Origin of the sequence: uncultured Algibacter sp. (genome assembly GCF_947487605.1) — a bacterium.
Classification (GTDB): Bacteria; Bacteroidota; Bacteroidia; order Flavobacteriales; family Flavobacteriaceae; genus Algibacter_D.
Genome location: NZ_CANKXK010000003.1, coordinates 127094 through 141175, shown reverse-complemented (window position 1 = coordinate 141175; position 14082 = coordinate 127094). Strand labels below are relative to the sequence as shown.

General features: G+C 31.8%; 11 protein-coding genes. 4 read left to right on the top strand and 7 right to left on the bottom strand.

The features are described 5' to 3' along the window. The first annotated feature begins 15 nt into the window (after positions 1-15). Complete coding sequence (clpX, locus tag Q0739_RS04600; protein WP_298237530.1) at positions 16-1248, top strand: ATP-dependent Clp protease ATP-binding subunit ClpX; 1233 nt, start codon at positions 16-18, stop codon at positions 1246-1248. Positions 1249-1477: 229 nt separating this feature from the next. Here clpX and Q0739_RS04595 read toward each other — a convergent pair whose 3' ends face one another. After that, positions 1478-2992 (bottom strand): GH3 auxin-responsive promoter family protein, encoded by a 1515-nt coding sequence (locus Q0739_RS04595; RefSeq protein ID WP_298237529.1) that lies wholly within the window; start codon positions 2990-2992, stop codon positions 1478-1480. Positions 2993-3034: 42 nt separating this feature from the next. Between Q0739_RS04595 and Q0739_RS04590 the strand changes: the two genes are divergently transcribed. Beyond that, on the top strand, positions 3035-3829 hold the full coding sequence (locus Q0739_RS04590; protein ID WP_298237528.1) for a DUF2797 domain-containing protein: 795 nt from the start codon (positions 3035-3037) through the stop codon (positions 3827-3829). A gap of 54 nt (positions 3830-3883) precedes the next feature. On the opposite strand, the gene rpsU is transcribed toward Q0739_RS04590, so the two are convergent. The 3 genes from rpsU to Q0739_RS04575 all read right to left on the bottom strand — a co-directional run bounded on the left by rpsU (position 3884) and on the right by Q0739_RS04575 (position 7680). Continuing rightward, complete coding sequence (rpsU, locus tag Q0739_RS04585) at positions 3884-4078, bottom strand: 30S ribosomal protein S21 (protein WP_298237527.1); 195 nt, start codon at positions 4076-4078, stop codon at positions 3884-3886. A gap of 75 nt (positions 4079-4153) precedes the next feature. Then, the gene (locus Q0739_RS04580; RefSeq protein ID WP_298237526.1) at positions 4154-6850 is read right to left on the bottom strand and encodes an AsmA family protein; all 2697 of its coding nucleotides are present in this window, start codon (positions 6848-6850) and stop codon (positions 4154-4156) included. 125 nt (positions 6851-6975) lie between these two features. Further along, entirely contained in the window at positions 6976-7680 is a 705-nt protein-coding gene (locus Q0739_RS04575) for a queuosine precursor transporter (protein ID WP_298237525.1), read from the bottom strand. A 131-nt stretch (positions 7681-7811) separates the two neighbouring features. Between Q0739_RS04575 and folK the strand changes: the two genes are divergently transcribed. After that, positions 7812-8942 carry a 2-amino-4-hydroxy-6-hydroxymethyldihydropteridine diphosphokinase gene (gene folK / locus Q0739_RS04570; protein WP_298237524.1) on the top strand — a complete coding sequence of 377 codons (1131 nt, stop codon included), beginning with the start codon at positions 7812-7814 and terminating at the stop codon, positions 8940-8942. Positions 8943-8964: 22 nt separating this feature from the next. Here folK and Q0739_RS04565 read toward each other — a convergent pair whose 3' ends face one another. The 3 genes from Q0739_RS04565 to Q0739_RS04555 all read right to left on the bottom strand — a co-directional run bounded on the left by Q0739_RS04565 (position 8965) and on the right by Q0739_RS04555 (position 11190). Then, positions 8965-9789 (bottom strand): cysteine hydrolase, encoded by an 825-nt coding sequence (locus Q0739_RS04565; protein ID WP_298237523.1) that lies wholly within the window; start codon positions 9787-9789, stop codon positions 8965-8967. Between the two features lie 132 nt (positions 9790-9921). Beyond that, positions 9922-10581 (bottom strand): class I SAM-dependent methyltransferase, encoded by a 660-nt coding sequence (locus tag Q0739_RS04560; protein WP_298237522.1) that lies wholly within the window; start codon positions 10579-10581, stop codon positions 9922-9924. Between the two features lie 72 nt (positions 10582-10653). After that, positions 10654-11190: an RNA methyltransferase gene (locus Q0739_RS04555; protein WP_298237521.1), complete on the bottom strand. Its 537-nt coding sequence runs from the start codon at positions 11188-11190 to the stop codon at positions 10654-10656. A gap of 229 nt (positions 11191-11419) precedes the next feature. On the opposite strand from Q0739_RS04555, the gene mutS reads away from it, so the two are divergent. Further along, positions 11420-14032: a DNA mismatch repair protein MutS gene (gene mutS, locus Q0739_RS04550; RefSeq protein ID WP_298237520.1), complete on the top strand. Its 2613-nt coding sequence runs from the start codon at positions 11420-11422 to the stop codon at positions 14030-14032. Positions 14033-14082: the final 50 nt, after the last annotated feature.

The window sequence follows — 14082 nt, the reverse complement described above, 5'->3', positions numbered from 1 at the left end:
ATTAAAATTTGATTAATGGCAAAAGAAGAATTAGAATGTTCCTTCTGCGGAAGAAAGAAACCAGAAACTAACTTATTAATAGCTGGTTTAGATGCACACATTTGTGACAGATGTATTGAGCAGGCACATGGTATTGTTATTGAAGAATCTAAACAAAGCGATAGTAGCGACTTATCGGCAGAGTTAAAACTTCGCAAACCACAGCAAATCAAGGAGTTTTTAGACGAATATATTATTGGTCAAGGAATGACTAAAAAAGTGATGTCTGTAGCTGTTTATAATCATTACAAAAGATTGTTGCAGCCAGCATCAAATGACGATATTGATATTCAAAAAAGTAATATCATTATGGTTGGACAAACAGGTACAGGTAAAACACTTATGGCTAAAACCATTGCTAGAATGCTTAATGTTCCTTTAGCTATTGTTGATGCCACTGTTTTAACCGAAGCAGGTTATGTAGGAGAAGATGTCGAAAGTATTTTAACACGATTGTTACAAGCTGCAGATTATAATCTCGATAAAGCTGAAAAGGGCATCGTTTTTATTGATGAAATAGATAAAATTGCCCGTAAAAGTGATAATCCGTCCATTACAAGGGATGTTTCTGGTGAGGGTGTACAACAAGCCTTGTTAAAATTGTTAGAAGGAACGGTTGTAAATGTTCCACCAAAAGGAGGTAGAAAGCATCCAGACCAAAAATTTATAGAAGTAAATACAGAAAATATTTTGTTCATTGCGGGTGGCGCTTTTGATGGTATAGACCGCGTAATTTCTAAACGATTGAATATGCAAGCTGTGGGTTATAGTGCTTCCATGTCTGATGATGTGGTGGATCAAGATCATTTGCTTCAGTATATCATTCCTAAAGATTTAAAAGATTTTGGATTAATTCCAGAAATTATTGGTCGTTTACCAGTACTAACATATATGGATCCACTTGATGCTAATACATTAAGAGCTATTTTAACAGAGCCTAAAAATGCGATTATTAAACAGTATAAAAAACTGTTTTCAATGGATGAAATAGATTTCAGTATTACTGATGGAGCATTAAACTTTATTGTAGGGAAGGCAATAGAGTATAAATTAGGAGCGAGAGGTCTAAGGTCTTTATGTGAAGAGATTTTAACAGATGCTATGTTTGAATTACCAAGTAGTGATGAAAAGAAATTTAATGTTACTAAAATGTATGCCGAAGAAAAATTGACTAAAACAACTTTGAAAAAATTGAAAGCGGTTTCATAAATAACAATCACAGCTTTAAGAAACAAAAAACCACGCCTTAAGCGTGGTTTTTTTATTTGGATTTAATTAATAATGGACATTATGAGGAATTTTTCGTTCGTCTATTAAACTTCAATAAAAGTATACTTAATAAACTATTGGTCAAAAGATTTTTATAGCTTTTAGATGATTAGATGAAATACTCGTTTAAAAACTTTTAGCAATACACTTTATCGAATAAATGCGATTTTCAAGAATCTAAGTTTAATAATGCTTCGAGATAATTTCTGGAATTAGAGAGTCTAGGTATTTTATGTTGTCCACCAAGTTTATTGTTTTGTTTTAGCCAATCATAAAAGAGATGTTCTCTAGCTACATGTATTTTTGGTTTATTTAATGTTATATTATTATAACGTTTAGCTTCATAATCAGAATTTAAAGACTTTAAAGCGTTATCAAATAACTCGTTAAAATAATTAAGATCCTTGGGAGGTGTTTTAAATTCAATGAGCCATTCGTGTCCTCCTTTTTCTTTCCCTTCCATAAAAATTGGTGCCGCAGTAAAATCTACAATTTCAGCCTTTGTACGTTTACAAACTTTTTTTAAAGCTGCTTCTGCATTTTCTATAATAAGCTCTTCGCCAAAAACATTTATATGATGTCTGGTTCTACCAGTAACTTTTATTCGGTATGGATTTAAAGACGTAAACCTAACAGTGTCTCCAACTTTATATCTCCATAATCCCGCATTGGTGGTTATTATAATAGCGTAATTTTTATTTAGTTGTACGTCTCCTAATGGGATAGCATATTCTTCTTCTGTGCCGTAAACATGCATTGGTATAAATTCATAGAAAATCCCATAATCTAGCATCAGTAATAATTCATCGGAATTATTTTGATCTTGAATAGCAAAAAATCCTTCAGAAGCATTATAAATCTCATAATACTTAAAATCCTTTTTTGGAAGAATGTTTTTGTATTGGTCTATGTAAGGTGTAAAGCTCACGCCACCATGAAAGTAAACTTCTAAATTGGGCCAGATTTCAAATAGGTTCTGCTTACCTGTGGTTTTTAAAACATCATTTAGTAATACGAGCATCCAAGAAGGTACACCAGCTAAGCTAGTAACATTCTCATTTATAGTTTCATCTACAATGGCTTGCATTTTGTGTTCCCAATCGCTCATTAGGGATACCTTGTTGCTTGGGGTGCTACTAAATTCTGCCCAAAATGGCATATTGTCTATTAAAATAGCCGATAAATCTCCAAACACAGTCCCGTTTTCTTTATATAATTGTTTGCTTCCGCCTAATCGCAAACTTTTACCAGTGAACAACTGAGAATCTTCGTTGTTATTTAAATACATACAAAGCAAATCTTTACTGGCTGCGTAATGACAATCTTCTAATGATTCAGAACTAACGGGAATAAATTTACTTTTAGACCGAGTGGTGCCACTTGATTTTGCAAACCATTTGATTGATGATGGCCAAAAAATATTGTTTTCACCCTGTCTTGAACGTTGAATTAAATCTTGGCACGCTTCGTAATTCTTTATAGGAATTCTTTCTGCAAACGTTTTATAATTTTTTATCGAAGCAAAATTATATTGTTTGCCTATTTCGGTGTCTTTAGCATAATCTATTAAGCTTAAAAGTAATTCTGTTTGTACTTCGTTAGGGTATTTTAAAAAGAGTTCTATTTGATGAAAACGCTTTTTTAGGAACCAAGAAGCAATAGAATTTACTAAAGGAATTGGCATATTTGTTTTATATTTAAGTTCTTAAAAATAAGACTTTTTTTTATGACCTACCAAGGTGTTTTAACAAAAATGGAAACCGAGTTTTCGTATCCAATTCAATATTATTTAGTATTTAAAAATGACTTTTTAAATATGAATCAGTTGCTCAATAAATCCATTACTATTCAATTTGTAAAGTATCAATGTTTAAACTGTGGATTGGATAAGCCTATTTACAGACAAGGCTTTGATAAACAGTGTTTTTACGATACTGCCCGTGCTGGAGATTGGATTATGAGACCAGAACTTAGTACTGCACATTTAGGTAAAGAGGATCGAGACTTAGAATATGAAAAAAAGGCACAATTGCAACCACATATAGTTTATTTAGCTAATTCAAGCAATGTTAAGGTTGGTGTTACTAGAAAAAGTCAAGTACCAACTCGATGGATTGACCAAGGGGCACATGAGGCTATAGAAATTGTAGAAGTTCCAAATAGGTATCTAGCTGGTATTACAGAAGTAGCCTTGAAGAATTATGTAAGTGATAAAACTAACTGGAGAAGTATGCTTAAGAATGATATAAAGGACGAGAACTTGGTTGAGTGGCGTGATCGTTTAAGGCAATATATACCAGAAGAAGCAAAAGATTATTTTATAGAAAGTAATACAGAAACTAATTTAGAATTTCCTGTAAATAAATATCCAGAAAAACCTAAAAGTTTGAATATTATAAAGGAACATAAATATTCTGGTAAGCTGGTTGGTATAAAGGGGCAATATCTTATTTTTGAGGACCAGACAGTCTTCAATATTCGAGCTAACGAGGGATTGGTTGTAAATATTACTATAAACTAAAAAACCCATTTACAATTAATGCAAATGGGATTCATTTATAAGGTAATTAAAGATTTATATATCCTCTTGATCTCTTAAGTTTTGGATATATTCAGCTTTTTGAATTTCACGGCGACGCTTAACAGAAGGTTTTGTAAAAAACTGACCGTCTCTTAAGTTCTGCATTACTTTAATGTTTCTGTGCTTTCTTTTGTAACGTTTTAAAGCTCTTTCGATGTTCTCACCATCTTTAACTATAATCTTTAACATAAATATATTTTATTATTTCGTTTTCAAGGATTTCCTAAAAAGGGATGCAAAGTTGAGACTTTTTATCAAAAAATCCTAATTAATCGTATCTTTTGTCTTCTTCTTTTTACTTAATAACCCACCTAATACATTTTTAACAGCATCTGTTGTTGGATTCGTTTTTATAGAATCGGTTTTTGTTGATGATGTATCCTTAGTTTTTGGTTTATTTCCCATCATATCTTTTAGCACATCTTGGACTACCGAATTTTGGTCTTTCTTAATAGAATCGGTTTTTGTTTTGTTACCGCCTATAATATCACCAAGCATGTCTGTTATTTTGTCTTTGCCTTGATTTAGTAATTTTTGTTTTTGGACCTCTATAAGTTGTTTGGTTAAATTAGAAACTCCACTAGTTAAATCTGTTTTTATTGTTGGATTGGAGTAACTACCACCAATATTTGCGGTTACAGGAATGGTAATGTTTTTTGTTGCATCGGAATCAATTTTTCCAATTAATTGATTTATTTCACTACCTAAATATTTTGCAGGTACGTTAAAAACGGCATCATAGTCTAATGTTTTGTCAAAACCATGGCCACCAGAAACCGTAATGCTAATATCTTGGTATTGTATATCGAAAGGCTTAACACTCACTTTTCCATTGGCAAATGCTAATTTGGTTTTTAAGTCTTTTAAATTGAGTTTGCTAAAATCGATAAAACTTAATGCACCTTCCAATTTATTGAATAGCTCTCCTTGCTTTGCACTAATCTTAGTAGTTAGTAATTGTGCCAAAGCATTACCAGAAACGGTATTTAGGTTTGGTGAAAACTCTTTATCTAATTCGCCAGAAAGATTAATGTTTGTATTCAATTTTCCTTGAAGCAGTTTTGCAATAGGTGCTAAGTTTTGCAGTAATTCTATTTCCTTAAACGATTTTGCAATATCGAATCCATCGGCACCTAAATTTAAACTAAAAGTTGGTGTTTCGTTTTTTGTTGAAACATCTCCAGCTATAGATAAAGCACCATCAAATATGCTCGATGTCATATTTTGTATGGAAGCCTGTTGGTCTTTTATATAAAGTGTTCCAGTGACTTCTTTTAAATTTAAATTATCATAAACAACCGTTTTAGCATTAGCATTAATGGCACAATCTAAAAAGGCAGGTATTTTTAAAGATTCAGAATCGCTAGTGGTTTTATTTTCTGCTGAAGCTCCATCTTCAGTCATAAAATCACTCACTTTAAAGAGGTTTGAGTTTACGTTAAAATTCCCTTTTAAGGTATTATCGCTTAGTAAAAACCCTAATAAATTATTTGTAGTTCCAGAGGCATCTAAATCGCTTTCACCAGTTTTTGCTTTAAAATTATTTAAAGATACAGTTTCGTGATTAAAGGTCATATCAGCTTTAGAGATATGAATAGGATTCACAATGTCTTCCGAAGAAAACACAAAATCAGTAATGCTTGCTGAACCATTATTTTTAATGCGATCAAAAGCATTAGTTTCAATAGCATTCATATCAAAAGCCGTATTTATTTTTCCTTTTAAAATACCAGTAAGCGCATTTTCTAATTCTACAGGGTATGCCTTGGTAATGTTTGCCAAATTTAAAACACCATCAACATGAGCATTTACTAGCATGTTTTTTGTGATATTTTTTAAAGTTGCCGACGATTTAAAAGCATCATCATCAATTTTAAAATGTAATGTTTTAATGTCTATATAAGTGTCATTAACTTTTCCTGTTGTGTTTTTTATTTCTGTATTAATCACAATATTTTGCACACGTTTAGGTAAATCTGGATATTTAAAGGATGCATTATTTGATGTAATACTGATATCCAAATTTGGAATAGTTTCGTCTGAACTTACGCCTTTAATGAGTCCTTTTACTTTAAAATCTCCTGTGGTTTGAACTTCTTCAATATTTTTAGAATAGGTTTTAGGAATAACTGCTAAGAAATTTTTAAAGCTTGATTCTGGGTTTTCAAACGAAATATCAATTTGTTGTCCGTTTTCAAGTTGTTGGACATAGCCTTGAAACTCTAAAGGTAAATTATTTATAAAAGCTTTGTTTTCTTTAAAGGTGTATTTGCTGTTTTCTAAATCTAGACCAATTAAGGCATCTAATTTTATAGGATTATTGTTTAAGTAATTGGTGCTGTCTAAAGTAAAACTCACATTAGCTTCACTTTTGGTGTTTAATTCTGAAGTTTCTGCTGAAAACGTACCATGGCCTTCGTGGTTTAATTCGGTAATATAAATCAAAGTTTTAGAAGCTTCATCAATATAAGTAAAGGCACTATTTTTTATTTTATAATCCTCAAGACTAAATGAAAAACTTTCAGATTCGTTATCCTTGGGTGTTTTGTTCGGGTCTTCTTTTGTTATATCGTAATTGTTATTTCCAAACTTATCGGTTTTTAGAGTTAAAAGTGCTTCGTCTATAGTTATTGAATTTACAACAATAGGATTTTCATTAGCAGTTTTAAATAATTCTTTTACAGACATGGTAAACGAAATATCTTTAACCGTTGCAAAAGTTTCATCTTTAAACGGTTCAAAATTGGTTATTACCAAATCATTTACATTAACATGTGCTTGCGGAAAGCTTCTAATAAAACTTAGAGAGACATCGCTAAACTCTACTTGTGCATTTAGGTTTTCATTAATAAAACGCTTTACCATATCTTTTATCTGACCTTGGAAAGCGAATGGAATAGCAATTAAAAATGCGATGATGATTAATAAAGTAATTCCAATAATTTTAAATGCTTTTTTCATAAACAATAATTTGTCATTCCCGCAAAGGCGGAAATCTTTACTTTTTTCAGCTTATAAATATATACGCAAAAATGGTGCTAAAAGATGAAATTCGCTTTTTATTAGTGTTAATTCTTTCTGAAAAATTAAAGTAAATCAATCTCTTCATTCACTTTTAAATTGAAGCGTTTTCTGAATAAATACACCCCTAAATATAAAAACGGGGTGTCGCAAGCTGCTATAATTACTTTGAATAAAAAGCCACTAACTAACAAGCCTTTAAAATTTACCCAGTCTATAATTCCAAAAGAACATAGTAAAAATACTATGGTGAAGGTATCTACAAATTGTGAAAACCAAGTGGAGAAATTATTTCTTAGCCATAAGTGTTTGCCTTTAGTTAAGCGTTTCCAGAAATGATAAATTTGGATGTCTATAAACTGCGCAAATAAATAGGTAAGCATGCTTGCAAAAACAGCAATAGTAGAATTACCGAAAACGGTTTTAAACATGTCGTTGTTAACCGGAGCCCAATATGTTGCGGGAACAATATCGGCAACATAAATAATTAAAAGTGAAAACAATGAAGCAAAAATGCCAACCACAACCACATCGTTTGCGCGTTTTTTTCCGTAGATTTCACTAATTAAGTCAGTGATTAAAAACGTGATAGGATACGGTAAAATTCCAACAGAAATTTCAAAAAGCTTGCTTCCGAAAATTTCAATATCAAATGGATACCAATAGAAAAATTTCTGGAAAATAAGATTTGAAACTACTAATGATGTGATGAATAAACCACCTAAAAGGATGTAAATACGTTGGGCGGTTAGTTTGTCTTTTATGGTCATTTGTTTTACGTTAGGTCAGTTCGAGTGATGCAATATAGATTTATCGTATCGAGAACAATCGAAAGTAATTTTTAAAATTCAACACTATAAATATAAAGGAAACCATTTACTTTTTATTATTTTGCTTTTCTATGCTAAAATCAACAACATATCATATAGCACTTGGGAGTAATAAAGGCGATAAGTTTAAAAACATACAGCAAGCGGTTGACGCTATTCATGAACGTGTAGGAAATATTAAATTAATTTCTAAGGTTTATAAATCGCCTGCGTTTGGGTTTGAAGGTGAAGATTTTTTGAATTGCTGTTTGGTTTTAGAAAGCGATTTAAAACCGCAAAATGTATTAGAAATCTTATTGGAAATTGAAACCGAACTAGGGCGCACCCGAACCAAAACAAAAGGCTATGAAGCACGAACCATAGATTTGGATATTGTTTTTGCAGAAGATGAAATAATCAGTACCAAAACACTACAAGTGCCGCATCCAGAAATGAGCAAGCGTGCGTTTGTGTTGTTGCCGCTTAACGATATCGCTTCAAAAGTAAAGCATCCAAAATTAGGTAAAGAAGTTTTTGTTTTATTAGATGAATGTGAAGATGAATCGGTATTAGAACCTATTAAGATTTGGCTTAAAAACCCAAGTAAACAATATGATTTTTCAAAATTCAATTACATAGCTATTGAAGGAAATATTGGTGCCGGAAAAACCAGTTTAGCAACTAAAATGGCTCATGATTTTAATGCGAAATTGATTTTGGAACGCTTTGCTGACAATCCCTTTTTACCTAAGTTTTATGAAGATGCAAATAGGTATGCCTTTACTTTAGAAATGTCTTTTCTAGCGGACCGGTATCAACAAATTTCGGATGATTTATCACAACTCGATTTGTTTAAAGATTTTATTGTGAGTGATTATGACGTGTTTAAATCGCTTATTTTTTCTAAAATAACATTGAATGATGATGAGTTTAATCTCTACAGAAAGCTTTTTTATTTAATGTATAAAGATATCGCGAAACCTGAATTGTATGTGTATTTATATCAAAACACCGAACGGTTACAACAAAATATCAAAAAACGTGGACGCGATTACGAACAAAATATCTCTGATGATTATCTAGAAAAAATCAACGCAGGTTATTTAGAGTTTTTAAAAACTCAAAAAGATTTTAATGTAAAAATTATTGATATTTCTGATAGAGATTTTATCGAAAATCGTGAGGATTATTTGTGGGTTTTGGGGGAGATTTGTGGGGATTGATTTTTAGGGATATACCTTTTAATTATTCTCTTAATGCATTAACATATTCCATTGAATTTGAAATCCATCCAAACATAATTTGAATATTTAAAATAGACGCCTCGTAATTTGTTCGGGATAAATTTGAGCCGATGGTTTCTACTGTACAATCTTCCAATACTATGGAGTTATAATCTCTGTACATAGCGTCTCTAACCGTTGATTCAAGACAAATACTTGTTGTGCAGCTGGTAAAAACCAGATTGGTTATATTTTTCTTTTTCAGGATTGAATCTAGTGTTGTATTATAAAATCCACTATATCTGGTCTTCTCAATAATTATGTCATTTTCGTGAGGTTTTAGTGCATCAATAATATCTGTATTCCATGTGTCCTGAATTTGGATTCGACTTATTTCTCCATTGGGAGCTATTATGGTATCGCCCACATAAGGTTTTCTTATTCTATTTATTGAATTTTCACTTCCTAAATCAGAAAGATCAGCTTTATATCCCATTTTGAAATAGATAATTGGGATTTCTGCTTTACGTGATGCATTAATTACTTTTTTTGTTGGTTCTACTACTTTTTGAACCTCCGAAATATCTATACTTAGAAAATCTAATAAACCGCCTTTCGAGCCGAAATCATTTTGCATATCAACAACAATTACCGCTGTATTATTAGCCATAAATGAAATTGAATCTGGTTTTGCCCCGATGGAATAAGTTGTGCTAAATTTATTTAACTCTGATTTTGATTCTTTTTCTATTTGGTGATTAACGTCTTTGCTAAGTTTAGAGTTTTCCTCACACGAGGTTAATACTACCGTGAAACAAACTATAATTAAATTAATAATTCTGTTCATCGTTATTTAATTTAGTGATAGTTATAAAGGTAAGGTATAGTTCTGTTTTAACGAATTATATTATAAGAAACCGATAACTAGAATTTAAAAAATGTTCAGAATGAACTTGAATTACTATACCAGTTAAAACTTTCAGAATATTTGATATAATGTCGTTACAATTCTGCCTTTATTGTTTTCCATAATATACTCATCAAGTAGTTTTTGTTTTTTAATTTCTAAATTGAATGGAACTTCTAAAATAGCAACACCACTGTTATATTTTACACGATTTCCTTGTCCTGATATAATGTCTATATTAGGTTCAAAATTACCAGTTGGGATATGTTCCGTTAAAATGATGTATTTATAATGCTGAATTTTTTGAAGGATTTGATTTATTTCAGTATTTGATAAATGCTGTAAAACCTGTCTCAAAATAATACAGTCTCCATTGGGCAATTCATCTTTTGAGATATCTAAGCATTGGAATTCTAAATAATCAGACTTGAATAGTTTTTTGTTTCTTTCAATTAAAGCCTCAGCAATATCAATAGCTATATACTTTTTAGTGTATTTGGTTAGGTGTTTTCCAATATTAAAATCGCCACAACCTAAATCGCAAACAGTTAAAAGCTCGCTAAAAGATTTTAAAAATGAAACGACTTGTTCTAAATAAGGGGTTGTAATTTTTGGGTCATGCGAACCTTCACCAGAGTAAAAATCAAAATCTTTTCCGCCCCAAAGATGCTTATCATAAATCTGGTGCATTACGGCTTTTGTTGGCCAAGGTTTTTTGATTTTTTTTGCCATATATTATGAGATTTCTCGACTGCCCTCGAAATGACAATAAGGTTATATATTCTAACTTCTAACTTCTAACTTCTAACTTCTAACTTCTAACTTTGAAAACACATCCCAAACCACAACGCCACAACTTACAGAAATGTTTAAAGAATGCTTTGTGCCAAATTGCGGAATTTCAATAACAATATCGCTGGCGTTAACAACATCTTGCGAAACACCTTTTACTTCGTTTCCAAAAACTAAAGCATAAGTGGTCTGTGGTTTAGGTGTAAAGTCGTTTAGCATAGTTGCATTTTCGGCTTGTTCAATGGCGCAAATAACTACATTGTTGGCTTTCAGTTTCTCAACTAAATCTATAGTGTTTTCGGCATATTCCCAATTAACCGTATCTGTACTTCCTAAGGCTGTTTTATGAATGTCTTTATGTGGCGGTTTTGCAGTTATTCCACAGAGGTAAATTATTTCAATTAAAAAAGCATCACTTGTTCTAAATACCGAACCAATATTATTTAAACTTCTAATATTATCCAGAATAATGATGATGGGCGTTTTTTTAGCGTCTTTAAAATCATCAATACTTAACCTATCTAGCTCGCTATTTTTAAGTTTTCTCATTAATATAGTCTTTGTCATTTCCGCGAAGGCGGAAATCTCATCAAATGTGTGGCTTTGTTCAAAATAACAACTATTGTTGAAATCTCGTTCTAATTGTAGATAACTTATGAAAAATCAAGTTCAAAACACATGAAATTAATAGTACATTGCATGCTACAATTTTGTCAAAAATAACATATATAAATCACTTTTCCATTGAGATTCCCATCTTCATAGGAATGATAAAGGCATGAAGAAAAAAGCAAAAAAAGTAACGCCGTTAATGAAACAATATAATGCCATTAAGGTGAAATATCCTGATGCCTTGTTATTATTTCGTGTGGGCGATTTTTATGAAACCTTTGGAAGTGATGCTGTTAAGGCTGCAGGAATTTTAGGTATTATTTTAACCAAACGTGGTGCTGGTAGCGAGAGCGAAACAGAGTTGGCAGGATTTCCGCACCATTCTCTAAATACCTATTTACCTAAATTGGTAAAAGCAGGTGAACGTGTGGCAATTTGTGACCAATTGGAAGATCCTAAACAAACTAAAACCATAGTGAAACGAGGCGTAACAGAGTTAGTTACTCCTGGGGTTGCTTTGAATGATGAGGTTTTAGTATCAAAATCTAATAATTTTTTGTGTTCGGTCTATTTCGATAAAAAATATATTGGAGTGTCATTTTTAGATATTTCTACAGGCGAGTTTTTAACCTCTCAAGGGAATGCTGAGTATATTGATAAGTTACTTCAAAATTTTAATCCGAGTGAAGTATTAGTTTCAAAACAAAAACGAACATTGTTTAATGATACGTTTGGAGACGATTTTCATACTTTTTATCTAGAAGATTGGGTATATCAAACCGATTATGCCTACGAAACCTTAACGAAACATTTCGATACAAAAACATTGAAAGGTTTTGGAATTGAAGATTTGTATGAAGGTATTATTGCTTCAGGTTCTATTCTTCATTATTTAGGTGAAACGCAACATCATAAATTACAACACATCACCTCTATTTCTAGAATCGCTGAAGATGATTATGTGTGGATGGATAAGTTTACCATTAGAAATTTAGAGCTTTATAATTCTACAAATAATAACGCGGTAACACTTTTAAATGTTATTGATAAAACCATCTCGCCAATGGGCGGCAGGTTACTAAAACGATGGTTAGCGCTCCCGTTAAAAAACGTTGAAAAAATAAAACAACGTCATGAAGTGGTGAGTTTCTTAACTCACGAAAATACCGTGCTTCAAAAGATTCAAAATCATATTAAGCATATTGGCGATTTAGAACGCTTAATTTCAAAAACGGCAACGGGGAAGGTTAATCCACGAGAGGTTATTCAGCTTAAAAATTCGTTGGAAGCTATCGTGCCTATAAAATCTTTAGCTTCAAATTGTGATAATGAGTCGCTTAAAATTATTGGAGATAAACTTCAAAGTTGCAATGTGCTTCGCGAAAAAATAAAGGCAACTTTAAATGAAGATGCCCCAGTTAATATTTTGAAAGGCAATAGTATTGCTGCTGGTTTTTCTTCTGAATTAGATGAGTTAAGAGGTTTGTCAAAATCTGGTAAAGATTATTTGGATAATATGCTTGAACGTGAAAGTGAGCGTACTGGTATTACATCACTTAAAATCGCGTCAAACAACGTATTTGGATATTATATTGAAGTTAGAAATACCCATAAAGACAAAGTTCCAGAAGATTGGATACGTAAGCAAACTTTAGTGAGTGCAGAGCGTTACATTACTGAAGAACTCAAAGAGTATGAGGCTAAAATTTTAGGTGCTGAAGAGCGTATTTTAGCTATTGAGCAACAATTGTTTTCAGAATTAGTAAGTTGGTTAAATCAATACATTAAACCAGTACAGCAAAATGCATATTTAGTTGGGCAGTTAGATTGTTTGTGTGGTTTTGCTCAATTGGCAAAAGATAATAAATATATTTACCCAACACTTGATGATTCATTCGATTTAGAGATTAAAGATGGTCGTCACCCAGTAATTGAAAAGCAATTACCCATTGGTGAAGCATATATCTCTAACGATGTGTTTTTAGATAGAACCTCACAGCAAATCATTATGATTACAGGTCCAAATATGTCTGGTAAATCAGCCATATTACGTCAAACAGCTTTAATTGTTTTGCTTGCTCAAATAGGGAGTTTTGTGCCAGCTAAAGCAGCTAGAATTGGTTTGGTAGATAAAATTTTTACTAGAGTTGGTGCTAGTGATAATATTTCCATGGGAGAATCTACTTTTATGGTTGAAATGAATGAAACAGCTTCTATTTTAAATAATATTTCTGATAGAAGTTTAGTATTGCTGGATGAAATAGGAAGAGGGACAAGTACCTATGATGGTATTTCCATTGCTTGGGCAATTAGTGAGTATTTACATGAGCATCTCGCAAAGCCAAAAACATTATTTGCAACACATTACCATGAGTTAAATGAAATGAGTGAAACTTTTGGACGCATTAAAAATTTCAACGTGTCTGTAAAAGAACTTAAAGACAATGTGCTATTCTTGAGAAAATTAGTTGAAGGTGGAAGCGCACATAGCTTTGGTATTCATGTAGCAAAAATGGCAGGTATGCCTCAACAAGTATTACGACGAGCAAACAAGATTTTAGAGAAATTAGAAAAATCACATTCAAGTGAAGAGCTTACAGATAAGGTGAAAACTCTAAACGATGAGATGCAATTGAGTTTCTTTAATTTAGATGACCCGCTTCTTGAAAACATCAAGGATGAGATTTTACATACTGATATTGATACACTTACGCCAGTTGAAGCACTTATGAAACTCAATGAAATTAAGCGTATGCTAGTAAAGAAAAAACAAGCTTAAAATAAAATTTATTTATTTTAGGAAAAGGCTTTGCAATTCCTAGAAATATT